22 protein-coding genes are annotated in these 26,152 nt (G+C 55.1%); 11 read left to right on the forward strand and 11 right to left on the reverse strand.

Features of this window, described 5'->3' with window-relative positions:
- Nucleotides 1–138 precede the first annotated feature (138 nt).
- Together ACPUC7_RS10250 and ACPUC7_RS10255 are read right to left on the reverse strand one after the other, a co-directional pair.
- Complete coding sequence (locus ACPUC7_RS10250) at nucleotides 139–1,581, reverse strand: M20 family metallopeptidase (protein ID WP_494922856.1); 1,443 nt, start codon at nucleotides 1,579–1,581, stop codon at nucleotides 139–141.
- Nucleotides 1,578–2,891, reverse strand: coding sequence for an amidohydrolase (locus ACPUC7_RS10255; RefSeq protein ID WP_494922857.1), 1,314 nt, complete (start codon nucleotides 2,889–2,891; stop codon nucleotides 1,578–1,580). Before ACPUC7_RS10255 ends, ACPUC7_RS10250 begins: the two co-directional genes overlap by 4 nt.
- Nucleotides 2,892–3,004: 113 nt before the next feature.
- On the opposite strand from ACPUC7_RS10255, the gene ACPUC7_RS10260 reads away from it, so the two are divergent.
- Both ACPUC7_RS10260 and yjdN read left to right on the forward strand, forming a co-directional pair.
- Nucleotides 3,005–3,907 carry a LysR family transcriptional regulator gene (locus ACPUC7_RS10260; RefSeq protein WP_494922858.1) on the forward strand — a complete coding sequence of 301 codons (903 nt, stop codon included), beginning with the start codon at nucleotides 3,005–3,007 and terminating at the stop codon, nucleotides 3,905–3,907.
- A 78-nt stretch (nucleotides 3,908–3,985) separates the two neighbouring features.
- Nucleotides 3,986–4,417, forward strand: coding sequence for a VOC family metalloprotein YjdN (yjdN, locus tag ACPUC7_RS10265; protein WP_494922859.1), 432 nt, complete (start codon nucleotides 3,986–3,988; stop codon nucleotides 4,415–4,417).
- Between the two features lie 105 nt (nucleotides 4,418–4,522).
- On the opposite strand, the gene ACPUC7_RS10270 is transcribed toward yjdN, so the two are convergent.
- The 3 genes from ACPUC7_RS10270 to ACPUC7_RS10280 form a co-directional block, all read right to left on the reverse strand.
- On the reverse strand, nucleotides 4,523–5,389 hold the full coding sequence (locus ACPUC7_RS10270) for a nucleoside-specific channel-forming protein Tsx (RefSeq protein ID WP_494922860.1): 867 nt from the start codon (nucleotides 5,387–5,389) through the stop codon (nucleotides 4,523–4,525).
- A 391-nt stretch (nucleotides 5,390–5,780) separates the two neighbouring features.
- Nucleotides 5,781–7,139 (reverse strand): sensor histidine kinase, encoded by a 1,359-nt coding sequence (locus tag ACPUC7_RS10275; protein ID WP_494922861.1) that lies wholly within the window; start codon nucleotides 7,137–7,139, stop codon nucleotides 5,781–5,783.
- A complete protein-coding gene (locus ACPUC7_RS10280) occupies nucleotides 7,136–7,795 on the reverse strand; it encodes a response regulator (RefSeq protein ID WP_343552297.1) in 660 nt (219 codons plus the stop codon). Before ACPUC7_RS10280 ends, ACPUC7_RS10275 begins: the two co-directional genes overlap by 4 nt.
- A gap of 165 nt (nucleotides 7,796–7,960) precedes the next feature.
- Between ACPUC7_RS10280 and ACPUC7_RS10285 the strand changes: the two genes are divergently transcribed.
- From ACPUC7_RS10285 to ACPUC7_RS10295, 3 genes are all read left to right on the forward strand, one after another.
- Complete coding sequence (locus ACPUC7_RS10285) at nucleotides 7,961–8,326, forward strand: helix-turn-helix domain-containing protein (protein ID WP_008105596.1); 366 nt, start codon at nucleotides 7,961–7,963, stop codon at nucleotides 8,324–8,326.
- A 180-nt stretch (nucleotides 8,327–8,506) separates the two neighbouring features.
- On the forward strand, nucleotides 8,507–9,397 hold the full coding sequence (locus tag ACPUC7_RS10290) for a LysR family transcriptional regulator (protein ID WP_494922862.1): 891 nt from the start codon (nucleotides 8,507–8,509) through the stop codon (nucleotides 9,395–9,397).
- Nucleotides 9,398–9,508: 111 nt separating this feature from the next.
- Nucleotides 9,509–10,720, forward strand: coding sequence for an MFS transporter (locus tag ACPUC7_RS10295; protein ID WP_494922863.1), 1,212 nt, complete (start codon nucleotides 9,509–9,511; stop codon nucleotides 10,718–10,720).
- Between the two features lie 183 nt (nucleotides 10,721–10,903).
- Here the strand turns inward: ACPUC7_RS10295 and ACPUC7_RS10300 are convergent, their stop codons facing one another.
- Nucleotides 10,904–13,294 carry a glucose/quinate/shikimate family membrane-bound PQQ-dependent dehydrogenase gene (locus ACPUC7_RS10300; protein WP_343552294.1) on the reverse strand — a complete coding sequence of 797 codons (2,391 nt, stop codon included), beginning with the start codon at nucleotides 13,292–13,294 and terminating at the stop codon, nucleotides 10,904–10,906.
- Between the two features lie 284 nt (nucleotides 13,295–13,578).
- On the reverse strand, nucleotides 13,579–14,178 hold the full coding sequence (locus tag ACPUC7_RS10305; RefSeq protein ID WP_494922864.1) for a hypothetical protein: 600 nt from the start codon (nucleotides 14,176–14,178) through the stop codon (nucleotides 13,579–13,581).
- Between the two features lie 415 nt (nucleotides 14,179–14,593).
- Between ACPUC7_RS10305 and ACPUC7_RS10310 the strand changes: the two genes are divergently transcribed.
- Nucleotides 14,594–15,832, forward strand: a complete 1,239-nt coding sequence (locus ACPUC7_RS10310) for an MFS transporter (RefSeq protein WP_494922865.1) — start codon at nucleotides 14,594–14,596, stop codon at nucleotides 15,830–15,832.
- Between the two features lie 100 nt (nucleotides 15,833–15,932).
- Here ACPUC7_RS10310 and ACPUC7_RS10315 read toward each other — a convergent pair whose 3' ends face one another.
- Nucleotides 15,933–17,090, reverse strand: a complete 1,158-nt coding sequence (locus ACPUC7_RS10315) for a Gfo/Idh/MocA family protein (RefSeq protein WP_494922866.1) — start codon at nucleotides 17,088–17,090, stop codon at nucleotides 15,933–15,935.
- Nucleotides 17,091–17,368: 278 nt separating this feature from the next.
- On the opposite strand from ACPUC7_RS10315, the gene ACPUC7_RS10320 reads away from it, so the two are divergent.
- On the forward strand, nucleotides 17,369–18,235 hold the full coding sequence (locus ACPUC7_RS10320) for a glucosamine kinase nucleotide-binding domain-containing protein (protein ID WP_494922990.1): 867 nt from the start codon (nucleotides 17,369–17,371) through the stop codon (nucleotides 18,233–18,235).
- 18 nt (nucleotides 18,236–18,253) lie between these two features.
- A complete protein-coding gene (locus ACPUC7_RS10325) occupies nucleotides 18,254–19,375 on the forward strand; it encodes an ROK family transcriptional regulator (protein ID WP_494922867.1) in 1,122 nt (373 codons plus the stop codon).
- A gap of 186 nt (nucleotides 19,376–19,561) precedes the next feature.
- Here ACPUC7_RS10325 and ACPUC7_RS10330 read toward each other — a convergent pair whose 3' ends face one another.
- Together ACPUC7_RS10330 and ACPUC7_RS10335 are read right to left on the reverse strand one after the other, a co-directional pair.
- Nucleotides 19,562–20,653: an ABC transporter ATP-binding protein gene (locus ACPUC7_RS10330; RefSeq protein ID WP_494922868.1), complete on the reverse strand. Its 1,092-nt coding sequence runs from the start codon at nucleotides 20,651–20,653 to the stop codon at nucleotides 19,562–19,564.
- Between the two features lie 13 nt (nucleotides 20,654–20,666).
- Nucleotides 20,667–21,266, reverse strand: a complete 600-nt coding sequence (locus ACPUC7_RS10335) for a GNAT family N-acetyltransferase (protein ID WP_494922869.1) — start codon at nucleotides 21,264–21,266, stop codon at nucleotides 20,667–20,669.
- 528 nt (nucleotides 21,267–21,794) lie between these two features.
- On the opposite strand from ACPUC7_RS10335, the gene ACPUC7_RS10340 reads away from it, so the two are divergent.
- The 3 genes from ACPUC7_RS10340 to ACPUC7_RS10350 are packed head-to-tail and all read left to right on the forward strand — an operon-like array spanning nucleotide 21,795 to nucleotide 24,877.
- Nucleotides 21,795–23,138, forward strand: coding sequence for an ABC transporter substrate-binding protein (locus ACPUC7_RS10340; RefSeq protein WP_494922870.1), 1,344 nt, complete (start codon nucleotides 21,795–21,797; stop codon nucleotides 23,136–23,138).
- 51 nt (nucleotides 23,139–23,189) lie between these two features.
- A complete protein-coding gene (locus ACPUC7_RS10345) occupies nucleotides 23,190–24,062 on the forward strand; it encodes a carbohydrate ABC transporter permease (RefSeq protein WP_343552282.1) in 873 nt (290 codons plus the stop codon).
- Nucleotides 24,062–24,877, forward strand: coding sequence for a carbohydrate ABC transporter permease (locus ACPUC7_RS10350; RefSeq protein ID WP_343552281.1), 816 nt, complete (start codon nucleotides 24,062–24,064; stop codon nucleotides 24,875–24,877). Before ACPUC7_RS10345 ends, ACPUC7_RS10350 begins: the two co-directional genes overlap by 1 nt.
- A gap of 128 nt (nucleotides 24,878–25,005) precedes the next feature.
- Here ACPUC7_RS10350 and ACPUC7_RS10355 read toward each other — a convergent pair whose 3' ends face one another.
- Nucleotides 25,006–26,076 (reverse strand): tartrate dehydrogenase, encoded by a 1,071-nt coding sequence (locus tag ACPUC7_RS10355; RefSeq protein ID WP_494922871.1) that lies wholly within the window; start codon nucleotides 26,074–26,076, stop codon nucleotides 25,006–25,008.
- Nucleotides 26,077–26,152: the final 76 nt, after the last annotated feature.

The following is a 26,152-nucleotide window of genomic DNA, read 5'->3' on the forward strand; positions in this document are numbered from 1 at the left end:
TTCCTCGTCAGTCGTCTTGTTGTGTTTGCATGCCCTCTCGGGGCTATATTTTTTTGTGTTTTTTGTACTGAGGTCACCATAAATGGCGACCCTACAACGTAGGGGGCGCATTTTTGCGCCCCAGGAATATCGCGACGTTTAGGCTAGTTTCGATGGTGTTACGTCAGATGGAATCGGGCAAACGTAGGGTTGTTCGCTGCGTACCCGCTCAAACTCCGCGCGGCAACGCGCCAGTGCTTCGTCATCCTGCAACAACGTTAGCGCGGTGGCGGCCATCACTTTGGCGGCCAGGCACATGCCTTTATGCGCAATCGAGGTGCGCCCCTGCGCCACCAACTGCCAGGTGTGCAGCGGCGTACCGAAGGCGAAGCAGGGCGCGAAGCACTGCGCGGTTGGCGTGACCCAACTGACATCGCCAACATCGGTCGATCCGTACAACAACTCGCGCGTCACCGCATACGGTGCCACTTCATCCATCAAAATCTTGTCGCCCAGCGCCTCGGTCCACGCCACGCCCGCTTCGCCGCCGGTACGCGCCGCATTGAGACGCGCGTTGCGCAGATCGTCCTTGCTCAGTGTGGATCGAATCTCGGCGGCAAAGGCGCGTTCTGCTTCACTGTAGTCAGGCAAACCAAACTGATGCAAATAGCGCTCCATCACGCTTTCCAGCGCGCGATTCGGCACGTAATTAGAGCAGGCTTTGTCGAAGCGCACCGTCATTTGCGTGTCAGTCATCAGGGCCGCGCCTTTGGCGATGTTAATCACGCGCTGATAAATATCCTGCGCTTGATCGAGCTGCGGCGCGCGAATCAGATACAACACTTCGGCATCGGCCTGCACCACATTGGGGGAAACGCCGCCAGTGTTGGTCACCGCATAGTGCAAACGCGCTTCCTGCACGATGTGTTCACGCAGGAAGTTGGCGCCGGTGTTCATCAGCGTTACCGCATCCAGCGCGCTGCGTCCCAAATGCGGCGAGTTGGCCGCGTGTGCCGCCACGCCTTTGAAGTGAAAAGCAGCCTGAATATTGGCAAGCGTGCTGAGGTTGAACATGCCGCTAAAGCCTTCGGGATGCCAGGTAACCGCCGCATCGACGTCATCAAACAAGCCTTCGCGCACCATAAAGGTTTTGCCCGATCCGCCTTCTTCGCCCGGACAGCCGTAAAAACGCAGCGTGCCGCGTTGGCCGTGTTGCGCCCACCAGGCTTTGATGGCGAAGGCGGCGGCTAGTCCGGCAGTGCCGAGTAGATTGTGGCCGCAGCCGTGACCGTTGCCGTTTTCCACTAGCGGCTGCGGCGTGGCGCAACCCGATTGCTGGCTTAAACCGGCCAGCGCATCAAATTCGCCGAGAATGGCGATCACCGGCTTGCCGCTGCCGATGCTGGCGACAAAAGCGGTGTCGATGTTGCCGACGCCGCGTTCGACGTGAAAACCCTCCTGTTCCAGCGCATCGGCCAGCAGCGCAGAGGATTGCGTCTCTTCAAAGCGCGTTTCCGGCACGTCCCAAATTGCATCGCTCAACGCACTAAAACGCGGTTGGTTTTCGTTGATGTAATGATCGATAAATTCGCTGTGGCTCATCGTTGGCCTCCAAACTGCGCTTGATTCAGCGCCAGCGTCGCCAGCGTATGTACCGCCGTCGCCATGATCGCTTCATCGAAATCGAATTTGGCGTTGTGATGGCCCGCCGCCAGTTCACAACCAAAAATCACGTATGAGGATTGCCCGCCACGCTGCTGCACGCGTTCCAGCATGTAGGTGGCATCTTCGGAACCCGCCGCCTGCTGTTTGGTATCGACTACCGAGGTGAAAATGCCTAACGCATCAGCCTGTTGGTGGATGAAATCGACCCACGGCTGGCTTGGCGTGCAACTGCGTGCACCGCCCATCAGTTTTACGTCGTGTTCAACGCCGTACATCGCCGCAGCGCCGGCAATTACGCGCAACGCTTGCTGATAGATATCATCGTTGACCTCATTGCTGGCGCCACGCGTTTCCACCTTCATCAGTGCGAAATCTGGCACGACATTGCGTCCGCTGCCCGCCTGCAACACGCCAACGTTGACGCGCGCTACGCCGCCGCTGTGTTGCGGCAAATTATGCAGCGCCAAAGTGGCTTGCGCCGCCGCCAGCAACGCATTGCGGCCCTCTTCGGGTTTACCGCCCGCGTGCGCACCAACGCCGGTGAAATGGACGTCGAGCTTGGTGGTGGCAAGGAAGCTGTCGCTGCCGCAGACGATTTCCCCGGCTGGCACGCCGGTGCCGAGGTGAATGGCGGTAAACAGATCGACATCATCCACCACGCCAGCGGCGACCATCGCTTTCGCGCCGCGCACACCCTCTTCGGCGGGCTGGAAGATGATTTTGAGGGTGCCGCTCAATTGATCTTTCATCTCCATCAATACGCCTGCCAACGCCAGGCCAATGGTGGTGTGCCCGTCGTGACCGCAAGCGTGCATCATGCCAGCGTTGCACGAAGCAAAGCCTTCACGCGTTGGCAGGTGATCGGCGGCGCGGCTTTCGTTTTGATCGAGCGCATCCATATCCACGCGGAAGCCCATCACCGGGCCGGGACGACCGGTTTCCAGCGTGGCAACCACGCCGCAAAATCCGCCGGAGAAGTGTTTAATCCACTGCGGCAGCGCCCCTTGCTCCAACGCGCGCGCTTCTTGCTGTGCCAGCACCTCATCAGATGGCAAGCCCATGCGCGCATCGGCATCAATCACTTCGCGGCCGAGCTGAAGTTGATAACCAAGGCGATGCAGCTCTTCGGCCACTAAAGTTGCGGTGCGGAATTCCAGCCAGCCCGATTCGGCAAACTGGTGCAGATCGCGACGCCAGGTTTGCATCTGCGGGATACGCGCGTTGACAAGATCAAGCAGGGTTTTCATCGGCATTTCCTTTGTGTTGGTTTTTTATGCATTCAGTCGAATCTACACATTGGTTTTACCCGGCATAAGATGCGAATATCTTGCTACTGATAAACAACGGTTATCACCCAACGATGTCGACTCATCTCAAACTTCATCAGTTACGTGCTTTTGTTGACGTGGCGCGTCAGGGCAGTATTCGTGCCGCCAGCCGTTTGTCCGGGCTGTCGCAGCCCGCGCTGACCAAGGCAATTCAGGAACTGGAACTGACGCTCGGCGCGCGCCTGTTCGAGCGCAGGCAGCAAGGCGTTACGCTCACCGATATCGGTGATAACTTTTTTCAACATGCCAGTTTAGTGCTGGAAGAGTTGCGTGTGGCGCAGGAGGATATTCAGCAGCGGCTGGGTTTAGCCGGTGGACGGGTGAATATTGGCGTCGGTGGCAGTATCGCGCGCACCATCATGCCGCTGGTGATTAATCAGTTTCATCGTGAATATCCGCTGGTGAAGGTGCGTATCGTCGAAGGCCAGCTGGTTTCGATGGTGCATGAACTGCGCCAGGGCGAACTGGATTTCACCATCAATACCTACGATAAAAACCATCTCGATCAGGAATTGTTATTCGAACGTTTGATGGAGCGCGAATATCAAGTGGTGATGCGCAAAGGCCATCCGATGGCGCATGCGCGCACGTTGGCTGAGCTGCAACAGTGCGACTGGACCATGCCGACGCCGCAGGGCAGCTATTATCGACTGCTGCACGATATGTTTGGCGAACGCGGCATGGCACCGAAAATCGTGGTTACCTGTGAAACCTTTATGGCGTGCACCAGCCTGGTGGCGCAGAGCGATTTCGTCAGCATTATTTCGCGCGATGTGATTGAAGATCCCACCCACGGCGGGCAGTTAATTGCGCTCGAACTCGACGAGCCGTTGCCCAAAGCTACTTTCTATTTAATCCAGCGCAAAGACACCGCGCTAACGCCAATGAGCGCCTATATGGCGCAGCTGTTCCGCCGCTATTGTCAGCAAAGGTAAGAGTGCGGCCTGGCTCGCAACTGTTTAATTATTGCCCACTACACTTGCATTGGACGATCCATTGAGGGAGAGCAAACCATGCAAGTGACACCCTATTTGTTTTATGACGGTTGCTGTGAAGAGGCGATCGCGTTTTATCTTGCGGCGACCGACGGCGAGCTGTTGTTTAAGATGACGTTTGGCGATATGCCGGATGAAACGCCGGTGGAGGACGAAGGTTGTCCATCCGGGATGAAATTTTCCCCTGAGGATATTATGCATGCGCATGTGCGCATCGGGCAGGGCGAAATCATGATGAGCGACGGCGGACAGCCGCAGAATTACGGTGGGTTTGCCGTGAGTTTATCGACGCCGGATGAAGCCCAAGGCAAGCGCTGGTTTGATGCGTTATCGGCGGGCGGCAAGGTGACGAAAAATTGGGAGCCGACGTTTTGGGCCAACGGTTTCGGCATGTTCACCGATAAGTTCGGCGTGCCGTGGATGGTGAATGCGTATAAGCCGCAGATTTGATTGGGGTAAGTGCGGTTTTCGATGCGGTGCGCAAAAATGCGCACCCTACAACGTAGGGTCGCCATTCATGGCGACCGTTTTAAAACCGCACGATACTTCTGTCGATTAGAAGTTGTAACCCACTACCAGATAATAACCAAAACCAGTCGATTTCACTTCAAACGGACCGTTACCGAAGTTCAGCTCCTGGCCGTCAGCCCACTGGCCGCCGTTGTGGAAGTAACGCGCCACGGTCGAAACGTGCCAGTGATCGTAGTTCAGCGACAGAATGTGGCTAGATGCGATCGAGTTGCTGGTACGTGAAGGACCAGTTTCATCACGCAGATCCGAACCCCAATCGAAGTTGGTGAAGCCGATGTAGCTCAGCTTGCCGCCCCACAGGTCAGTAATCGGCACAAAGTATTTCACCTTGAAGCGATAGCCATCCCAGCTGTTCTCGTTCGCCGCACCGTAGTTTTCCCACTGGTATTTGGCGTAGACGTTCAGCGACAGGCCCACTTTGCTGTGCGTGTCGATATCGGTGCCCAGACCCATGTACCACGTGTTCTGACGGCTATCGCTGTTGCGACCCATGTCATAGATGTAGTTGTTGGCGAAGTACCACTCTTTGAATGGACCAAACGACAGGTCGGTTCCGGTCAGCTTATCAATCGAGAAACGTGGCTCAATTTCCATGAACATCGGCGAACCGTGGTCGAACACGCCGTTGGCGTTGCTATTACCCACGCCGAAGAAGTTGGTCAGATCGAGGTAGCCGTAGAAGTCGAACCAATCTTTTTTGGCGAAGGCTTCATATTCCAGATACACGTCGTTGTTGAACTGCGGTCCAAAACGGGTGTGATAGCTGCCGACCACGTTAACGCTTTGATGCCACCAATCTGAAACGTACTGCGGATCGCTGTCTGCCGCTTGTGCCGCGCCGGTCCAGCTACTGGCCAATAAGGCCCCTGCTATCAACGATTTATAATTCATTATAGTTAACCACATGCTTATGACCGCTGGACTAACGCCGCGATCGGGTGAAATTGATCCCAGGGGATGGGCGGTGTGTTGTTGTATCCGGTCTGAATCGCCAGATTTTCAAGCTCGCGTAATGTGCCTGTAACAGAGGCATAGAAAATAGATTTTGGTCACGTTTGTCAAAAAGTGTTGCAGTTTGATTCATTGTATTTGTGACGAGCATCACATAAAAGGCGTGAAGCGAACGGAACCCCGCAACCGATTACGTTGTCGCGTCCAGCAGTCAAAATGTTTGATGTGGAGAAAAGATGTAGCGGCGCGATTTATCGCGCGCCCTCATGACGATGTACCGTACCCGCAGCAGTCATGCGCAATAACTTGCGCCGCTACGGCACGGTGTGGCTTATGGCAATGTAACGCGCACCTGTAGACCAGCAATCTCGCCATGCGCATTGTGGCGATTGGACAGCGCGACTTGCATCTGATGTTTCTGCGCCACGCTGCGCACAATCGACAGCCCTAAACCGCTGCCTTGTGCCTGCACATCGGGTGAGCGGGTAAAGCGATCAAAAGCGCGTTCGATAAAGGATTCCGCCATGCCGGGGCCGTTATCAACGATATCCACCACGGTATGATTGCCGACGCGATGCAACAGCACATCGACCAAACTGCCTTCTGGCGTATGCAACATGGCGTTGCCGATCAGGTTATCGAACAGGCTACGCAAATCAGAACGACTGGCGTGCAGACGATAATGTGTGGTGCCGTTGAAGCCGATATCAATGCCGCGCTTATCCGCCACTACCATAAGCTGCTCAATGCTTTCTTTGAGCAAATCGTCCAGTTCGATGGTTTCCACCGTCGCCACTACCGATTGATCTTCCTGACGCGAGATATTCAGCAACTGCGTCACCAAATGACGCGTGCGCGTTACACCGGCTTCCAGCTGATCAAACTGGCGGCTGGCTTCACCCGGTTGGATATGCTGACGCAAATTCTCCAATTGCAACGTCACTGCCGTAACCGGCGTACGCAGCTCATGTGCGGCATCTTCAAGGAACTGGCGCTGCGACGACCAGGCCGCGCGCAGCTTATCCAACAATGAGTTATAGGCGGCGACCAGCGGCAGCACTTCATCCGGCAAACCATCGGGAGAAACCGAGTGCGGATGCAGCGTTTCCTGCGCGGCGATGTGGCGTGAAGCCACGCGCAGATCGCGGGTGATAGCGCGCACCACCAGCCAAATCACCAGCAGCGACAGCGGCATCATTAGCATCAACGGAATGATCGCTGACAGCGCGCGCTTCAGCATCAAACTCTTCATATAGCCAATGTTGTGCAACACCTGAATATTGCCGATTTCGCTGCCTAACTCGCCGGGCCGCGTATACACGCGCCATTCGCAGTCATCGCCGCAGTCACCGACTTTAAGATCGTGCCAGCCCTTTTGCGCTTGCAGAGGTGCACGTAAATCGGGCCACGAACTGGCGCGCAGCTTGTTATTGGTATCCCACAGTTGAACGATGTAGGTGCTTTTCAGCTTCTCAGCGTGCATCACCATCGGCATCAGCGCTGGCATGCGTTGGCTGGTGGCCCACGCATCGGCGATTTTGGCCAGCTGATCGTCCTTCATGGTGCCCATCATGTCGCCGTAGCAGTGATAGAAATACCAGGTGACACCGCCGATCATCGCCAGATGCAGAATTACCAGCGTGGTCAGCAGTTTGTTACGCAACGAGCGCATAAATGTGAAAGGTTTCATATTGCGGGGACTCGCCAACCGAGTCCGCGGACATTGCGGATCACTTCGTTATCCAGTTTGCGGCGCATGCCGTGAATCAACACATCGACGGCGTTGCTACTGACTTCTTCGCCCCAGCCGTAAATGCGGTTTTCTAACTGTTCGCGCGACAAGATCGCGCCCGGACGCTCCAGCAAGGCATAGAGCAGGGCGTATTCACGCGCCGTAAGTTGCTCGCGCTGGCCTTTGTATAAGACTTCGCGCGTCATGATGTCGATTTGCACATCGCCGCTGCCGAGCAGGGAATCCGCCGCACCGTGACGACGTCGGGTAATGGCTCGCATGCGCGCTAGCACCTCTTGCAGATCAAAGGGTTTCAGCAAATAGTCATCCGCACCGCTATCCAATCCCTGAATGCGTTGCTGCACGGTATCGCGCGCGGTCAGCACTAACACCGGCGTCATATCACCACGCGTGCGCGCCCGGCGCAGCACGTGCAGGCCATCTTCGCGTGGCAAGCCGAGATCCAGCAACACGCAGGTGTAACCGCCTTCGGCCCAGGCATTGCTGGCAAACACGCCATCGCGTACCCAATCCACCGACCAACCTGCGGCTTCCAGCGCTTGCTGCAAATTGGCGCCAATCATTTCATCATCTTCTACCAGCAGCACACGCATGATGTCCTCCGAAATTAATGCACGAAGTGTAAACCTGTATTCTTAGCGCAGAATTACACCGCTTTTCCCCCTTGCTAATTCTGCGCTAATTTTCTGCTAATTAAGGGATAAATTTAACGCGCTATTGTGGCTGCACTGGACATATTGCCAACGCAGGAGAATCCCATGAATCAGCGCGAATTTATCCGTAGTTTGCTGGACTGGATAGAGAACAATTTAGGGCACGATCTGCATCTGGATGAAGTAGCACGCCGCTCGGGATACTCCCGCTGGCACCTGCAACGTCTGTTCCGCCAGCACACTGGCTTCTCGCTGGCCGAGTATATTCGTCAACGCCGATTGACCGAATCTGCACTGACATTAATTAACAGTGATGAGGCGATTTTGCAGGTGGCGATGAGTTATGGCTTCGATACCCAACAGGCCTACACTCGCACCTTCAAAAACTACTTTATGGTGACGCCGGGCCAACTGCGCCGCCAACGTCGCGTCGAGCCGGATCGTTTGTTGTTCCCATTGGCGGTCGCGTAGGGCCGCCATTTATCGTGCAATGCCGCTCATTTAAGCATCCAATTAGCGGTCACCATAAATGGCGACCCTACGAAAACCGCGCGAATCCGTTGTAGGGTCGCCATTCATGGTGACCTTTTCACCAACCGCACGAAACTTAATGTAAGCTACTGTTCTCACTTATTTCGTCTGCCAGAGAACATGGATAACAGCGACAATCTCACCGCCATGATGCTGTTTGCGCGCGTTGTGGAACGGCAAAGTTTTAGCGAGGCCGCGCGCACCTTGGGCGTCTCCAAATCGCACGTCAGTCGCGAAGTGGCGCGGCTGGAAGTGCGGCTCGGCATTAAGCTGCTGCAACGCACCACGCGCAAAGTGGTGCTGACCGAACTCGGCCAGGCGTACTATCCGTTTTGTACCCGCATGCTGGAAGAGATGCATCGCGCCGATGCCTTTGTGCAGCAAGTACATCAATTACCGGCGGGTAACGTGCGCTTGCAGGCACCGATCACCTACGGTTGCCAATGCGTCGTGCCGACGCTGAATGATTTTATCCGCCGCCATATTCACATCAATGTCGATCTTGAACTCACCACCAGCGATGATCCACAACCCAACGCCGATGTGGCGATTGTGATTCGTGCGCGCGCGCCAGATGCACCCAATTATCGTGAACTCAGCAGCATTGATTGGGGTTTATACGCCACGCCGGATTATCTGGCGTCGCATGCGCCCATCGATCATCCCGAACGCCTTACGCGCCACGATTTGTTGCTGTTTCACGGCCCGGCACATACCGCCGCACTGCCTTTCCGCCGCGACAAACAGCGGCTGGCGCTGGATGTGCATAGCCGCTTCCGCGCCAATAACAGCATGGCGTTGCTGAATGCCGCATTGGCGGGCACGGGTATCGCTTATCTGCCGGCGTATATGACGCAGGAAGCGTTAGCGCGCGGCGAAATCCAGCAGGTGCTGCCGGAATGGCAAATGGATCGCCTACACAGCTACCTGCTATTGAAAGAGCAACCGCAACCCTCTTCGCCGATAACCTTGCTGTGTGATGCGCTGATAAACGCGCTCAGCAGCCGTTGATTGTTGTTACCTGACAACAATAAGACGCCGCCTGGCAATTATCGCTTTAACCCTGTTTTCTGTGTTGGCTGGCTGTTAGCCTGCTAAAAAAGCAAAAACAGGGATATCACCATGCAACAACCGTCAATCGCGTTAGCGCCCGAACAGCAACATTGGAAGCGAAATTTATTTGTCTGCGTGTTGGGTTCGTTCAGCACCATTGTGGCGATGACGCTACTGTTGCCGTTTCTGCCGCTCTACGTGCAGCAACTCGGCGTGCAGGAACCGGCGGCGATTGCGCGCTGGTCGGGCGCAGCGTATGGCGCCACCTTCCTCAGCGCGGCGTTAACCGCGCCGCTGTGGGGCAAATTGGCCGATCGCTATGGCCGCAAACTGATGTTGATTCGCGCCAGCCTCGGCATGGCGATTGCGATGTCGTTGATTGGCATGGCAACCGCGCCGTGGCAGTTGGTGGCGCTGCGTTTACTGGCTGGTTTGCTTGGGGGTTATGCCTCGGGATCGACCATTCTGGTAGCGGCGCAAACGCCAAAAGAACAGACCGGCTGGGCGCTGGGCGTGCTGTCGTCCGGCATCATGGCCGGTAACGTGGTGGGCCCGCTGCTGGGAGGCGTGTTACCGCCGCTGATTGGCATCCGCCATACTTTCTGGCTGACCGGCGCGGTGATTTTTCTCGCTTTCCTCGCAACCACCTTTTTACTCAAAGAAGTGCCGCGTGCCGCGAAGAAGAACAACCAACCCAACGCGGTAGCGGATGAAATGCCCGTTAATTTGCCCGTGGTCCGGTTGATGTGGCTGTCTGGCATGTTGCTGATTTTCGCTAACATGTCGATTGAACCGATTATCACGTTGTATATCGGCCAGTTTGTCAGCGGCGATCATGCCGTCACGGTAACGGCGGGATTGGTGATGGCAGCCGCCGCGCTCGGCAGCATTCTCTCCGCGCCGCGTTTGGGGCGTTTAGCCGACCGGATTGGACATGGCCGCGTGCTGGTTTATGGCTTGCTGGCCTGTGCGCTGCTGCTGATCCCGCAGGCGTTTATCACTGAAGCGTGGCAATTGGTGGTATTGCGTTTCCTGATGGGCATGGCGTTGGGTGGTTTGATGCCGTGCGTCACGGCGCTGATTCGCCACAGCGTGCCGCAATCGCAGGTGGGTAAAATGCTGGGTTATTCGACTTCGGCGCAGTATGTCGGCCAGGTTTCCGGTCCGCTGTTCGGCGGCTTTATCGGTGGCGCGTTGGGTATGCGCCCGGTGTTTCTCGCGACCTGCGTGATTATGGCGCTGTGCGCCTTCTTAAACGCACGAGTGCTGCGCAAACGCTAAATCGTAGGGTCGCCATTTATGGTGACCTTCATGCTGAACGCACCATTCGCTACATTTGGCTTCTGCCTGGTCACCATAAATGGCGACCCTACAATGCGGCCATCATCGCGGTCCCGATAAATGGCGGCCCGAAAAAAAGGCGGGCTTCGCAGCCCGCCTTTCTCATTGCATCAATGCGAAAAGTTACTTCGCATCTGGCAGTGCGTAAGCAATCACATAATCGCCTAGCTTGGTGCCAAACGAACCGTGACCACCTGCCGCGATGACAACGTACTGCTTGCCATCCACTTCATAGGTCATCGGCGTTGCCTGGCCGCCTGCTGGCAGACGTGCTTGCCACAGCATCTCACCGGTGTTGGTGTCGAATGCACGCAGGTAGTTATCGGCAGTCGCACCAATGAAGAACACGTTACCGGCAGTGGTGATTGGGCCGCCCAACATCGGCATACCCATTTTGAACGGTACTGGCACTGGCGCGCTATCGCGAACGGTACCAATACGTTTTTTCCACACGGTTTCGTTGGTTTTCAGGTCAACCGCAGAGACATAGCCCCAAGCCGGTTGTTTACACGGCAGACCAAACGGTGACAGGAACGGATTCAGCTCCACGCCGTACGGTACGCCGTACTGTGGCTGGATGCCGGTTTCAGTGCCTGAACCGCCTTTGTCGTCAGCCGGTGGCTCGATCGGGTTGCCCGGACCGCGTGGCACCAGCTTCGAAACAAACGGCAGCGCCATTGGGTTAGCAATCGCAATCTGACGATGTGGATCTACCGCGATACCGCCCCATTCGAACATGCCAAGGTTACCTGGGAACACCAGCGTGCCTTGCTCAGACGGCGGGGTGAACGGACCTTCGTAGCGCAGACGCTTGAAGATCACGCGGCACACCAGTTGGTCATACATGGTCGCGCCCCACATGTCCTTGTCCGTCAGATTTTGTTTCGGACGGAAGGTCAATTCGGAGTACGGCTGAGTAGGTGAAACGTGGTCGCCTTTGGCTGCGCCCTGCGGAACTGGGGTTTCTGGTGCAGGAACCACCGGCTCACCGGTACGACGATCCAGCACGAAGATGTTACCGGTTTTCGCAGGTGCATAAATCACCGGCACGGTTTTGCCATCTTTGTCAGTGATATCGGCCAGCGTCGGCTGCGACGGCAGGTCCATATCCCACAGATCGTGATGCACGGTCTGATACGACCACACCAGCTTACCGGTGGTGGCATTCAGCGCCAGAACGCTACTTGCATAACGCTCCTGCTCTGGGGTGCGATTGCCGCCCCAGATATCCGGCGTTGAAACACCCATTGGCAGGTAAACGGTATCCAGTTTCGGATCGTAAACCGCCGGTGCCCATGAGTTCGGTGAGTTCATGGTGAAGGTGTGTTCATCAGCCGGAATCGCGTTAGGATCTTTCGCGCCCGGATCGAATACCCACAGCAGTTTACCGGTGTTCACGTCGAAGCCACGGATGGCGCCAGACGGCTCACGGGTTGAGTAGTTATCGGTAACCGCACCGGCAACCACGATGGTGGTATCGGTGATGATTGGCGGAGAAGTCGGCTCATACTGGCCCGGCGTCAACACCGGTTGTTTGTGTTGCAGATCCAGTTCACCGTTGTTGCCAAAGGCAGGGCAACGCGCACCGGTATCCGCATCCAGCGCGAACATACGACCATCATTCACCGGCAGGTAAATGCGACGTGAGCACAGCGCAGGTTGGGTATTAGACGCATCCGCCGCCGCGGGTACTTCGTGGTAAGAAACACCACGGCACGTTACGTGCTGGAAGGTTGGATTTGGCTTCAAGCCTGGATCAAATTTCCACTTCTGCTTACCGCTTTTCGCATCCAGCGCAAACAGAATCTGGTGTGGCGAGCAGAGATACAGGGTGTCGCGGATTTTGATTGGCGTCACTTCATCAGTGATTTCGCCCGGATCGTTCGGGGTTTTCAAATCGCCAGTCTGGAACTGCCAGGCAACCTGCAACTCTTTCACGTTACCGTTGTTGATCTGCTTCAGCGGCGAGAAACGCGTACCTTGTTGGTCACGCGCATATGCAGGCCAGTCAGCATCATCAATTTTGCTTAGCGGCTGCGCTTGTGGAGCATTGGCAGCTGAAGCCGGGATTTCACCGTTCAGCTCCTGCGGATCGTGGAACACCGCCCACGCCAGCACCAGCACGCTGGCAATCAGTGCGACAACCATCAGGCTCAGCGCACCTTTACCAGCATTATTCAGACCGCGATAAACAAACGGCAGAATCAGCCAGATGCCGAAGATCACCAGCACATCGGTACGCGGTGCCAGCGCCCAGAAGTCGAAACCGACTTCCCACACGCCCCACACCAACGTTGCCAACAGCAGTAATGCATACAGCAATAATGCTGAACCACTACGGCGCCACAGCAGAACAGCGGTGATCAACATGATCACACCGCCAATAACGTAGTACCAGGAACCTCCAATGGCGGCTAACCAAACGCCACCAACCAGCATAAACGCGCCCGTCAGCAGTGCAAAAAGCACTGTGAGAAAACGGATTACGCCAAAAGATGAGGAAGCTTTCCCCATAATATTGACCTCTTTCTTTGCCATAAAAAAACTAAAAGGAAACAACGCATTGGGCCATTTCCCGACATAGAGTACGAAATAGTAAAAATAATGTGACAACGCGCTTCCAGGCGCGAGTTGATCCCTTTGCGTTAAATTTTATCTTAAAAACGTTAACGGTTTTGATTTTTTTAGTGCTTTGCACTTTAGGAAGGGAAGTACTGCGACATTTTATGAGGGAAATTAGGCGCTATGTCCGGTGAAGTAGGGCCATAACGCCTAAGGGCAACACTTTGTGTAAACGTTTACCCTTCAAACAAGCGGCTGCTGGTGCGTTGTTCTTGCCAGCCACTTAAATTCAGTTTGGCATATTGCGCCGCGGGCAGTGTGAGCTGCTGCGTACGTAATATCACTTCTGCTTCTCTTTCACGACAAGATTCCAGCAGGAATGAAAAGCTGAACTTGAGATAATTATCGTTAAAGAACTCTTCGGTCAGCACAATACCGCCAAACGGAAAAGTGGCGATATTGTTCCAGCAAGTCCCGGGCGGTGCCAAATCATAAAGCCAGAAAGAGAAACGCTCCGCAGCATGTCGCAGCGCACTATCTCTTTGAACTAAATCGGCGTAATTGATCGCCAGATGCACATTATCGCCTTGCAGATTGGAATAATTTTCCTGGCTATTTAAAAACCTCAATAAGTTATTTCCTGTTAACGGGATAATTATTAATTCGGGTGCATCCGGCAACTGATTATGCAGCGAAATTATGTTGTTTCCGTTAAGTGATGCCGTACTTTCCTGGTCGCAATGCATAAAGGGTGCTGAATAACACACACCGGTTAGCGTGCCGTCGAAGCGACGGATGCGCTCTGTAACATAAGGATTATAAGATCTGTTTTCCATTTATCTCTGTGAATAAATTAATTGGATGGAACGTCTTAATTATTATAAGAACGGGCGCCTGGTGAAATCTTAACCCCTCGAATATAAACCCTTTGGTTTATAAAGTTGATCTTTTTTAACTGTCTCTGATAGAGAGATATTTGGTGAGGCGAAAGATGCAATAAAAACATAATTAACGCAGCGGCAATGATGCGAATATTTTCAATTGAGAATCATCAGCTTGCTAATATTGAGAGCTCTATGCTTAGTTCAATTTCAGATAAGCTTCTGTTTTTAAACAGCACGGCTAGCCATTGTTTGCGTTAACAGGATGTTGCACTCTGTGGCGTGAGAAAAATAAGCAGGCCATCACGTGGCTGTAGATCAGGTTGGTGCAACGACGCTAACCAATGACATTATTTAGGATGGGATAACTATGGGTTCACCGGTATCCGCAGCAGAAGATTCGTTGCTGCGGCACAGGTCGTTCGTCGCCTTTTGGCTGGCGCGCACCTGTTCATCGTTTGGTTTTCAAATGTTCTCGGTTGCAGTCAGCTGGCAGATTTATGCGCTGACGCACAGCGCCATGGCGCTGGGGATGATCGGGCTGATGCAGTTTCTGCCTTCGGTATTACTTGCGTTGCCTGCCGGGCATCTGGCCGATCAGCACGATCGACGCCGCATTGTGCTGCTAGGCCAGTTAATTGAGTGGGTCGCGCTCTTGGGGCTCGTCGCCCTAACGCTGATTAACTGGGCGGGAAAGTTTGAGATTTGGGGCTTAGTGTTCCTGATTTCGGTGGCGAAAGCGCTGGAGTGGCCAGCCATCACCTCAATGCTGCCGGCATTAGTGCCACCGCCGATTCTGGCGCGTGCAATGGCGGCCAGTTCGGTGGGCGGACAAGCGGCGGTGATCATCGGCCCAACGCTGGGTGGTTTCCTGTATGTCGCCGGTCCGGATGTGGTGTATGGCGTATCGGCGCTGTTTTATCTGATCTCCATCGTGTTGGTGAGCCGACTGCGCTACGAGCGTCCGCCGCAAGCGCGCTTGCCGATGAATCTGCCGAACCTGTTTGCTGGCGTGCGCTTTATCCGCGAGCGTAAAGATGTGCTCGGCGTGATTTCCCTCGATCTGTTTGCGGTGCTGCTCGGTGGCGCGACGGCGCTGCTACCGATCTTTGCGCAAGACATTCTGCACACCGGGCCGTGGGGATTAGGCATCCTGCGCGGTGCACCGTCAGTGGGTGCATTGCTGGTTGGCGTGTGGCTAAGTCGTCACAAACTGGAAAAGCATGTCGGTATGATCATGTTTGGTTCGGTGGCGGGATTTGGTGTGGCAACGTTGGTGTTCGCGCTCTCCACGCAATTGTGGCTGTCGGTGGTGGCGCTGGCGGCACTCGGCGGCTTCGATATGGTCAGCATGGTGATTCGAGGCGCGCTGGTGCAATTGGATACGCCGGATGACATGCGCGGCCGCGTTAATGCGGTGAACGCCATCTTCATTAATACCTCGAACCAGCTCGGCGAATTTGAGTCGGGATTGTTAGCCGCGTGGATGGGCGCAGTCCCTGCGGCGGCCATTGGCGGGATCGGAACCTTGGTGGTGGTTGGCGTGTGGATGACGATTTTCCCGCATCTGCGTAAACGGCAGAAGCTGGAAAACGAAACCGCGGCATGATGAAAACGGTGCGCATCATCGCGCAGTGTAGGGTCGCCATTCATGGTGACCTTTGTTCATAACAGCACGAAAAGGCGTCCCGATGGGACGCCACTACCGATTACGGCGCTGCTTTCCCCAGGCTGGCGTCAAATTTTTTCCAGCTATCGGTCAGATCCACCACGGTTTTCGATTTTCGCGCTTCATCGATTTTGATCGCGGTGAGGCCCGCTTCCAGTGCATCCACCACAGACACTTTCAGCGGCGTTCCCTGTTTAATGTGTTTCACAATCTCTTCTGCCATCAACGCATCCGCACCGTAATGACCATCGTAGGCGTTGCCATCGTAAGCGGTATCCACTTCGCGATCGCCGGTACGCGCGTTGTGCACGCGGAAATAGTTGCGCACAAAGTCGCCTTCCGCCATACCTTCGGTGCCCATGACGCAGAAGCGGCGGAATTCGTCCGGCACGTTGAGGTTGGCATGGAAGGCGAGGGTCGCGCCGCCTGCGTATTCAATCAGCGCGGTTTGGTAATCAACGATATCAGCATCGCCATCAAACACTGCATCCTGGCTGGACCAGCCGCTGGGTTTGACATGATAGACCTCCGATTGCGCGGTGATCGCACCTTGTGGCGCATGCTGTGGCGTGAAATTTTTGCGTCCACCAAAGCTGGCCACGCGCATTGGACGCTCACCCAGCAAGCCTTGATACAGGTCGATATCGTGGCAGCATTTTTCCAGGATATACGGGCCAGCGTACTTCTCCAGGCGGCGCCAATCGCGCTGGAAGAAAGCGCCGTGATAGGGCTTGATGTGTTCGGTGGCTTCAATCGAGGTGATTTCACCCAGGCGTTTTTCGTCACGCGCGGCCAACAAATCACGATACAGCGGCGAGTAACGCAGCACCAAACCGACTAAAATGCGTTCGTGACCGTATTGCCGCACCAACTCCGCCATCGCCATGGTTTGTTCTTCATTGATCACCACCGGCTTCTCGGTGAACACGGTGTAACCGGCGGCTAAGCCCTGGCGAATATGCTCAAGGTGCATAAAGTTCGGCGAACCGACCAACAGTAAATCAAAGCCGCCATGTTGCAGCAGCGCATCCACGCTGTCGAAGGCGATACCTGCATCAATGCCAAAGGTGTGCAGATTCGGCAGCCCGGCTGGCGCGGGATCGACGTAACCCACCACGGAAAACTCTGCGTCGGCTTTGTTGAACTCTTTCACCACGTGGGAAAGACGAAAGCCCAGACCAATAATGCCCACTTTCATGTTGTACCCCTGAAGCCCGTTGTCTGTTAGCCGCCCGACCGTGCGAGCTGCTGATAATCTGACCGTTAACTTATTACGACAGAAAAACTAATGTCAATCCGTGTGGCGGATCTCAAACTGTTAATAATTGTTAGTTATATGATTTAGTTGATTTTTAATTAACTATACGGATTGCCTATTTATTTGTTATTGCGATTTAAGTTTTTTTCCCCTATCTTTCGCACATCTATAAGCGTCAAACCGTTTGGGCTGGCTGGAGGAAGCGCGTGCAATCACTAATGCTGGGTATTGATGGCGGTGGCACGCACTGTCGTGGACGTTTGACCGACAGCGCCGGACGCGTGCTGGCAGAAGCCAAAGGCGGGCCGGCAAACGTTTGGTCGCAGTTTGATGCGGCGTTAGTGGCGATTGAACAAGTCATCGATGAACTGTTCATTCAGGCAGATTTACCGGCTGAAGCACGCGATCGCGCCGTAATGGTTGCCGGTTTAGCAGGCGGGAATGTCGCTTCAGTGCATGCCCGTCTCGCCAGTTGGCAGCCACGTTGTCAGGCGCGTTATCTGTTTACCGATGTCGAAATTGCCTGCGCGGGTGCACATGCGGGGGCGCCGGGTGCGGTATTTATTATCGGCACCGGCAGCCAGGGGGCAGCCTGGGATGGCGCGCAGTTCACGCTGCTGGGCGGCTGGGGGTTTGCCTTATCAGACGCCGGTTCCGGCGCGGTGTTAGGGCAACGCGCACTGCGCTTGGCGCTGCTGGCGCATGAAGCGATTATTCCCGCTTCGCCATTAACCCGACACATCATGGCGAGTTATCAAAACAGCCCGGAACAGATGCTGATGTGGTCGAAACAGGCCACGCCTGCCGATTGGGGCCGCGTCGTGCCGGATATTTTTGCCGCCGCGCAGCAGGGCGACCTGCACGGTTGTGCGTTGGTGCAGCAATCGGCGGCGGATATTGTGCAGATGGTGCAGCCGTTGTTGGCCCGCAGCCACGGTAAATTGGCGTTGATGGGCGGATTAGCCGACCCGATTCAGGCGTGGTTACCCGCCGATATTGCGGCATTGCTGGTGTCGCCACAGGGCGATGCGCTGAGTGGGGCGATTCGTCTGGCACAGCAGTTCAGCTTAAAACGTCCTGCCTAACTTCATATAAAGAGGCTCATGAGCGCTCCCAACGTAACTGCACGCATTCTGCGGCTGATTGTCGAGAATGCGCCGATTAGTCAATCCGATCTCAAAGTACGCAGCGGCCTGAGCATGTCGACGGTTTCGCAGGCCACCAATCGCCTGTTAACCGGCGGTATCGTGCAGGAGCTGGGGCTGCGTCGCGTCTCGATGGGGCGACCGAAAACCCTGCTGGGCCTCAATCCCGATCACGCTAGCGTGGTGGGCATTCAGCTCAATGCCGAACGCAATTTGATGGTGTTAACCGATCTCAGCGGCAACATTATTGGCGAGCAACAAATTCCTTCCGGCGCAATGACGCCCAAACAACTCGGCGATGCGCTGGCAAAGTTTTTGCGCGGCGTCGAAGGCAAAAAAGTCGGCGCGATTGGCCTGGCGTTATCGGGTTTGGTTGATGCCAGCAACGGCGTTTGTGTGCTGTCACGCGCGCTGGGCTGGGATAACGTGCCGATTGCGCGCTTGCTAGAAGAACGCTTTTCGCTACCGGTATTTATCGAAAATGATGCCAATGCGCTGGCGATGGCGGCGCTGGTGTTTGGTCAGCTTGGCCACGCGCAGTCGGCGGTGATCGCCACCTTCGGCAAAGGCATTGGTGCGGGGATTTTGCTTGATCGTCAGCTGTATCGCGGTCGTCACGGTAAAGCCGGTGAGATCGGTGTTTCGCTGCTGGGTGATGGTTCTGAACGTTTGCTGGAGGATGTGGCATCTTCGCAGGCGATTTTGCAGCGAGTCGCCGCCACCGCCAAAGACGCCGCGCCACAAACGCTGCGCGATTTGGATATGCATCCAACCGCGGATGTATTGAGCGCGTTGGCTGAAGCGGGGCAACATCTGGGGATGTCGCTGGCGAATCTGTCGGTGGCGTACGATCCGGATGTGGTGTATCTGGCGATGGAGCCGCAAATGGCGTCGCGCATTTTGCTCGATCACGTAACGCAAAGCTTCCAGGCTTACCGCCTGAAGCTCACACCGCACATGACGCCACTGCAATTCCTCACCGAATCGAATCGCATGTGGGCGCAAGGTGCTGCTGGATTTGCCGTGAATAAGTTATTGGATTTGTTGGCCGCGCAGGCCGATGAAGAGATTGCGTCGTAATCCCGAACGGTTATCAAAGCGGGCGTAAATGTGCAGCATATCCCGTAGGGTCGCCATTTATGGTGACCACGGTAAAGGGCATTGAACTGCTGTGCGTCCATCATGACGGTCGCCATGAATGGCGACCCTACAATTACCTCATTCCGTAAGGCCGCGATGAAGGGTGACCGCCTTGATATTTGAATTTCAACGCAAGCGCAAACCCTGCTCATCAAACAATAAGCAACTCTCAGCCTTTAACTGATAACTCAGCTTCTCGCCAATCGCGTGCTCCGCCACGTTGCGTTCCTCAATCACCAGCAGCTTCTCTTCGCCGATATCGAGATAGAGATAATTGGTATGCCCCAGCATCTCGCTAAACGACAGCTCGCCGCTGAAACTCAACGCGCCATCATTGCTGGCGACCGGCTGGAAATGCTCCGGCCGCACGCCAAGGGTGATTTTCTGTCCTTCCTGGCAGGTTGCTGTAATCGGCATCGTCAGCTGGCTGATGCCCAGCGCGGGCACCCGCAACTGCACCGCACCGGGCACAATCGCCGCCACTTCGGCATTGAGGAAGTTCATCTTTGGCGAGCCAATAAATCCGGCAACAAACAGGTTATCGGGATCGCGATACAGCGCCATTGGCGCGCCAACTTGCTCAATGCGGCCCTGACGCAGCACCACAATACGATCCGCCAACGTCATTGCTTCCAGCTGATCGTGCGTCACGTAAATCATGGTGTTACCCAATGACGCGTGCAGGCGTGCAATCTCAATACGCATCTGCAAACGCAGTTCGGCATCCAGATTCGATAGCGGCTCATCAAACAGGAATATGCGCGGATGACGGATAATCGCACGGCCAATTGCCACGCGTTGGCGCTGTCCACCCGAGAGCGCGCGCGGCAAGCGGTCGAGATATTCCGTGAGATGCAAACGTGCTGCGGTTTCCCTAATCGCTTGATCAATCTCCGCTTTCGGACGTTTCATCACTTCCAGCGGATAGGCCAGATTGCCGCGCACTGTCATATTGGGATAAAGCGCATAGGACTGAAACACCATCGCAATACCGCGTTCGGTAGCCGGTTGCTCAGTCATGTCCGCGCCCTCAATCAATAGCTTGCCGCCGCTGATCTCTTCCAGCCCGGCAATCATGCGCAATAGCGTCGATTTGCCGCAGCCGGATGGGCCAACAAATACCACGAACTCACCGCTGTTGATGGTGAGATCGATGCCGTGAATTACGTTCACGTTCTCATAGGACTTCTTAACATTTTGCAGATGCAGGCTGGTCATGCGATGCCTCGAATCAGAGAAGTTGGCCCATATAAATGGCGTTGCTGCGCATAATCGGCGTGAAGCCGAGGCGCTGATAGAAGCCACACACCTGTTCGTTTTGCAGGCTAACGCCGAGGTAAACGCCCGGAACGCCAGCCGCACGTAAATCATGCAGCAACTGCTCAATCAGTTTGCGTCCCCAGCCACCTTGCTGTGCGGCGGGCAACAGATTGATATGCAGATGCGCCGGCCACTGCGTCACCAACTGCTCAGCGGCGGCATCGGGCTGATGAATCGCCTCCAGCACTTTACTGTCGAGCGGTGCATGCGGCGCGTAATCGCGATATTGCTGTTGCAGGCGCGGCCACCACTCAGCCTCCAGTTGTGCTTCAAACGCGCGCGTATCCGGCGCGGCGACCGCATAGCCCACCACTTCGCCATGCTGTTCCAGCACATAAGCAAACTCAGGCGCAAAGCGCGCGTAAGGAATGACAAAGCGCAGGCCGGGCAGCGCGGGATCGGAATAGAGCGCGCTGGCATCGGTTCCGGCATTGGCCGTTTCTAAGCAGATGCGCGACAACGCGGGAAAATCCGCTGCGCTGGCACGACGAATAACACCTTCAGCCGTCATGGTGGAGCCTCTGTGGTCAGGAGATGAACAGATTTTACGGTAAAGAAAGCCGACTTAGTTTTCAAGGTGTAATAATGGAGCTGGCGCACAAACCTGATGTGAACCCCAATAACAAATGATGATTCTGGAGCGGGATCGCAACTCTGCAACGCCCGCCAGCGCGGCCTATCGCGCTTTGTTATGCTGTGCATCCTCGGCCTGTCGTCAATAACTATAGGATTTTCATATGCTCTATCAGTGAGTTAAATCGCCAGTGTCGGCTGAGTGATTTATGCTGATACCCAGTGATTTCATTTCTGGACGCGCTGCTTTGCGCGCTGTTCCGCAGAATGCTCTGCTATTACAGCCGCTTTTTCGCTGACTCTTTGCACTGTATCACAGAGCAAAAATTCCACAGTGTCGATGTTTGACTTTCTTTTGTTCATAAAGTAAGTATGAATTATGTGCGTTGTTGCTGCTGAATCAACCTGCCGGGAATCGCAGGTGTCGAGATGAAAGGATGCCAGTCATTTGTTGGAGAAACCGAGCATGATGTGTGATTCAACCAATCGTCGTTCCCGTTTGAAAAGTTCGCTGCATACCTTGTCGCGTCTGGTTTCCGCCGGGATTCTGCTCGGTGCAACTATGGGTGCCGCGCAGGCGGTCACGCTCAATGAGTGGGATATTTATAACTATCCGCAACAGACCGAAGCGGTAGATGAAGCGGTAAAAGCCTTCCAGCAAAAGAATCCGGACATCACCATTCAGCGTTCGGTGCACTCCTTCGAAGATACCCGCATTCCACTGAAACTGGCGTTGACCGCCGGTGATGGCCCGCAGATTGCGCAGGTCAATCAGGGCGGTGGCGATATGGGATCGCTGGTGAAAGACAAACTGCTGTGGCCATTAGACGATTATGCCAAAACCTACGGCTGGACCACGCGCTTCCCGGATTCGATCCTGAAACGTAACCGTTGGTCAGATAAACAAGATTTCGGCAGCGGCAAGCTGTATGGCGTCGCCAGCCTCGGTGAGATGGTCGGTTTGTATTACAACAAAGCGCTATTGGACAAAGCCGGTGTGGCGGTACCAAAAACCTTGCCTGAACTCGAAGCGGCGATGGAAAAACTTAAAGCTGCCGGAACGCCGCCAATGATGCTCGGTTTGCTCGACGGCAACATGGGTCAGCAACTGTTGAGTACCTTGTGGGAAGCGCAGATTGAAAGCAGCGACCGTAAAAAACTCGACGATCTGATTTACGACGTGGGTGGCACCTTCAAAGACGACAAACTGGTTAAAGCCGCCAGCATGATGAAAAGCTGGAACGACAAAGGCTATTTATTCCCGGGCTATCAAGGCATTGGTCATGATGATGCCGCCACCTTATTCCAGAATGGTCAAGCTGCCTTCCTGGTAAGCGGAACCTGGTATCTCGGTCAGTTCAAAGAGAATAAAGATCTGCACTTCGCGGCGATGCCAGCGGGTGAGGGCGTGCAGCATCCGCTGATGGTCGGTGGCACCGACCTGGCGTTCTCAATTACCAGCACCGCGAAAGACAAAGCGCAGCAGGATGCAGCAGCCAAATTCATCGATTACATCGTCTCGGATGAGATGGCTAACCGCTGGCTGAAAGTCGGCTTCCTGCCGGCGGGCACCAGTAAAAATGCGCAGATCCCCGCGGATAACCCGCTGCTGTCCGAAGCCTATCAAGTTTGGGTAGCGCTTAACGAGCATGATGGTCTTGGTCATTACCTTGATTGGGCCACGCCAACCATGAACGCCGAGCTGAACCAAAACGTCCAGCTGTTGCTGGCGGGACGCCAAAGCGCCGAGCAGATCGTCGCCAACTTTGATAGCAACTATCAACGCTACCTGAAAACCCTCAAGCACTGATGACGTTCGGCTCGGCGTATACCGTCGGGCCGCGAACAAGCGAGTACGGTTATGTTGAATAAATCTGCCTGGCGCAACGCGCTGTATCTTCTGCCCGCGCTGCTGGTGTATGCGGTGTTTTTGCTGTTGCCGCTACTGGCATCGTTAGGGATCAGCTTCACCGAATGGGATGGCACTTCGTGGCCAATCTTTATCGGTATTGGCAACTATTTGCGCATGTTCCAGGATCCGGTGTTCTGGGTCGCGCTGGGCAATAACGCCTTGCTGATGTTGTTCTACACGCTGTTCCCGATTGGCGTTGGTCTGCTGCTGTGCAGCTTCTTGTATGAAACGCGCAATAACAAAGAGCGCAGCGTGCTGCGTATTCTCTTCTTCTTACCGTACATCATGCCAATGGCAGTGCTTGGCGTGGTGTGGCGCTGGCTGTATAACCCGGCGTTTGGCCCGATTGATCAGGTGCTGCGTGCCATTGGTTTGCCGCAGCTGGCGCTGTCCTGGCTGGGTGATTTTACCTGGGCGTTGCCGGCGGTGGGATTGGTGGCAACCTGGTATTTCTTCGGCTTCTGCTTAGTGCTGTTTATGGCCGGTTTGCAGCGCATGGATCCCTCGTTGCTAGAGGCTGCCGATTTGGATGGATCGTCACGCCGACAGAAATTTATGCGTATCACCTTGCCCTCGTTACGTCCGGAATTGCGCATAGCGCTTCTGCTCACCGTCATTGCCAGCCTGAAAGCCTTCGATTTGGTCTATGTGATGACACAAGGCGGACCGGGCACCTCCACCATGGTGACCAACATCTTCATGTATAAGCAGGGCTTTGACTTGCACTACTTTGGCTACGCATCGGCTGTGGCGGTATTCAGCATGCTGATTGTGTTGCTGATCAACGCATTAATTCACTTTGCGATTCGGGAGCGTCACTGATGCGCGGTACGCCAACTGTTTCACGCGCGCTGATTTGGATTGTGGCGCTGATGACCATTTTGCCGTTTTTGATGGCGTTGATGACCTCCTTCAAAACTCAGATGGAGCTGTTTCAGGGCGTGTTTACCTTGCCTTCATCATTTAACGTCAAGAACTACATCACCGCGTGGCAGCAGGGACATTTCAACGTCTACTTTATGAACTCGGTGCTGGTGGTGATTCCGGTGGTGATTTGCAGCATCCTGTTGGGCATTCTGGCGGGATTTGGTTTCGCCTGGTTGAAGATTCCCGGCAAGAAAGTGGTCGCGGCGCTGCTGGGGCTTGGCATGGTGCTGCCGAGCGAAGCCTTTATTATTCCGCTCTACCACGAGTTGAGCTGGATGGGGCTGACCAATACCTATTTGGCGCTGATTCTGCCGCAAATTGCGCTGTCACTGCCGTTTACCACGCTGATGATCGCCACCGCCTTGCAACAAGTGCCGCGCGAGTTAGTGGAAGCGGCGGTAATGGATGGTTCGTCGCGACGTAAAATTCTGTGGGGGATTTTGGTGCCGGCGATTTGGCCGACGCTGTCAACGCTGGCGCTGTTGCTGTTTATCTGGACGTGGAACGAGTTTCTTATCCCGCTGATTTTGGTCAACAAAGATGAGCTGCGCACCTTGCCAATTGGCATGATGTTCTTCCAGAACAAAAACACCATTGATATCCCGGTGCTGATGGCAGGCGCGATGATCGTCATTATGCCGCTGGTGGCGGTGTTCCTGATTTTCCAACGCAAGTTTATTAGCGGCGTCACCGAAGGCGCGGTGAAATAAGGCGGCCATTCGGCCGCCCGTGTTATCCACCACACCTAATTCAGGTCACCATAAATGGCGACCCTACAAAACCGCGCCGGGCAATCGTTGGGTCGCCATTTATGGTGACCTGGTTTTCATGCTGTCGATTAAAGCGCCGCAGCGATTGCCGATCCCAACTCTTCGGTTGATGCGTTGCCGCCCAAATCCCGGGTCAGGCTATTGCCCGCCGCCAGCGTGCGCTCAATCGCATCCAGCACAGCCGCGCCTGCTGCGGCATAACCCAAATGTTCCAGCATCATCGCGCCACACCAAATCTGCCCAATCGGGTTAGCCACGCCTTTGCCTGCGATATCTGGCGCGGAGCCGTGTACCGGTTCGAACAGGCTAGGGAATTTGCCTTCCGGGTTGATATTGGCGGACGGCGCAATGCCGATGGTGCCGGTACAAGCCGGACCGAGATCCGACAGAATATCGCCAAACAGGTTGCTGGCGACCACCACATCAAACCAATCCGGATGTAGCACGAAGTTCGCGGTGAGAATATCAATATGATATTTATCGACTTTCACCTCAGGATAACTCGGTGCCATCGCTTCCACGCGGCTGTCCCAATACGGCATGGTGATGGCGATGCCGTTGGATTTGGTGGCTGACGTCAGATGTTTTTTCGGCCGTTTCTGCGCTAGGTCGTAGGCAAACTTGAGGATACGATCGACGCCAACCCGCGTCATCACCGTTTCCTGAATCACCACTTCGCGCTCGGTGCCGGGGAACATCTTGCCGCCCACCGACGAGTATTCGCCTTCGGTATTTTCACGCACCACGTAGAAATCGATATCGCCTGGCTGGCGATTGGCCAGCGGTGCTTTCACGCCCGGCATCAATCGCACCGGACGCAGGTTAACGTACTGATCAAATTCGCGCCGGAATTGCAGCAACGATCCCCACAGCGACACATGATCCGGCACCACGTCCGGCCAGCCCACCGCGCCAAAATAGATCGCATCGAACTGGCTCAGCGTGGCGAACCAATCATCTGGCAGCATTTTGCCGTGCTGCTGCCAATATTCGGCGCTGGCGAAATCAAACCACTGCCACTCCAGCGCAATATCAAATTTCTTCGCTGCCGCATCCATCACGCGGATGCCTTCTGGCATCACTTCTTTGCCAATGCCATCGCCGGGGATGACGGCTATTTTGTAGGTTTTGCCGCTCATAGGGTTTCTCGCAGGTTGCTGTTGATGTTCTGTACGCAGTATAACCATGCATCTGTGGGAAATAATTAGCCTGAGC

The sequence above is a fragment of the Pantoea sp. CFCC18179 genome (genome assembly GCF_059412405.1).

Excerpts from the sequence above, each read along its gene's own strand:
- ACPUC7_RS10250 (WP_494922856.1), bottom strand. The coding sequence starts at position 1,581 with ATGAGCCACAGCGAATTTATCGATCATTACATCAACGAAAACCAACCG.
- ACPUC7_RS10255 (WP_494922857.1), bottom strand. The coding sequence starts at position 2,891 with ATGAAAACCCTGCTTGATCTTGTCAACGCGCGTATCCCGCAGATGCAA.
- ACPUC7_RS10260 (WP_494922858.1), top strand. The coding sequence starts at position 3,005 with ATGTCGACTCATCTCAAACTTCATCAGTTACGTGCTTTTGTTGACGTG.
- yjdN (WP_494922859.1), top strand. The coding sequence starts at position 3,986 with ATGCAAGTGACACCCTATTTGTTTTATGACGGTTGCTGTGAAGAGGCG.
- ACPUC7_RS10270 (WP_494922860.1), bottom strand. The coding sequence starts at position 5,389 with ATGAATTATAAATCGTTGATAGCAGGGGCCTTATTGGCCAGTAGCTGG.
- ACPUC7_RS10275 (WP_494922861.1), bottom strand. The coding sequence starts at position 7,139 with ATGAAACCTTTCACATTTATGCGCTCGTTGCGTAACAAACTGCTGACC.
- ACPUC7_RS10280 (WP_343552297.1), bottom strand. The coding sequence starts at position 7,795 with ATGCGTGTGCTGCTGGTAGAAGATGATGAAATGATTGGCGCCAATTTG.
- ACPUC7_RS10285 (WP_008105596.1), top strand. The coding sequence starts at position 7,961 with ATGAATCAGCGCGAATTTATCCGTAGTTTGCTGGACTGGATAGAGAAC.
- ACPUC7_RS10290 (WP_494922862.1), top strand. The coding sequence starts at position 8,507 with ATGGATAACAGCGACAATCTCACCGCCATGATGCTGTTTGCGCGCGTT.
- ACPUC7_RS10295 (WP_494922863.1), top strand. The coding sequence starts at position 9,509 with ATGCAACAACCGTCAATCGCGTTAGCGCCCGAACAGCAACATTGGAAG.
- ACPUC7_RS10300 (WP_343552294.1), bottom strand. The coding sequence starts at position 13,294 with ATGGGGAAAGCTTCCTCATCTTTTGGCGTAATCCGTTTTCTCACAGTG.
- ACPUC7_RS10305 (WP_494922864.1), bottom strand. The coding sequence starts at position 14,178 with ATGGAAAACAGATCTTATAATCCTTATGTTACAGAGCGCATCCGTCGC.
- ACPUC7_RS10310 (WP_494922865.1), top strand. The coding sequence starts at position 14,594 with ATGGGTTCACCGGTATCCGCAGCAGAAGATTCGTTGCTGCGGCACAGG.
- ACPUC7_RS10315 (WP_494922866.1), bottom strand. The coding sequence starts at position 17,090 with ATGAAAGTGGGCATTATTGGTCTGGGCTTTCGTCTTTCCCACGTGGTG.
- ACPUC7_RS10320 (WP_494922990.1), top strand. The coding sequence starts at position 17,369 with ATGCTGGGTATTGATGGCGGTGGCACGCACTGTCGTGGACGTTTGACC.
- ACPUC7_RS10325 (WP_494922867.1), top strand. The coding sequence starts at position 18,254 with ATGAGCGCTCCCAACGTAACTGCACGCATTCTGCGGCTGATTGTCGAG.
- ACPUC7_RS10330 (WP_494922868.1), bottom strand. The coding sequence starts at position 20,653 with ATGACCAGCCTGCATCTGCAAAATGTTAAGAAGTCCTATGAGAACGTG.
- ACPUC7_RS10335 (WP_494922869.1), bottom strand. The coding sequence starts at position 21,266 with ATGACGGCTGAAGGTGTTATTCGTCGTGCCAGCGCAGCGGATTTTCCC.
- ACPUC7_RS10340 (WP_494922870.1), top strand. The coding sequence starts at position 21,795 with ATGATGTGTGATTCAACCAATCGTCGTTCCCGTTTGAAAAGTTCGCTG.
- ACPUC7_RS10345 (WP_343552282.1), top strand. The coding sequence starts at position 23,190 with ATGTTGAATAAATCTGCCTGGCGCAACGCGCTGTATCTTCTGCCCGCG.
- ACPUC7_RS10350 (WP_343552281.1), top strand. The coding sequence starts at position 24,062 with ATGCGCGGTACGCCAACTGTTTCACGCGCGCTGATTTGGATTGTGGCG.
- ACPUC7_RS10355 (WP_494922871.1), bottom strand. The coding sequence starts at position 26,076 with ATGAGCGGCAAAACCTACAAAATAGCCGTCATCCCCGGCGATGGCATT.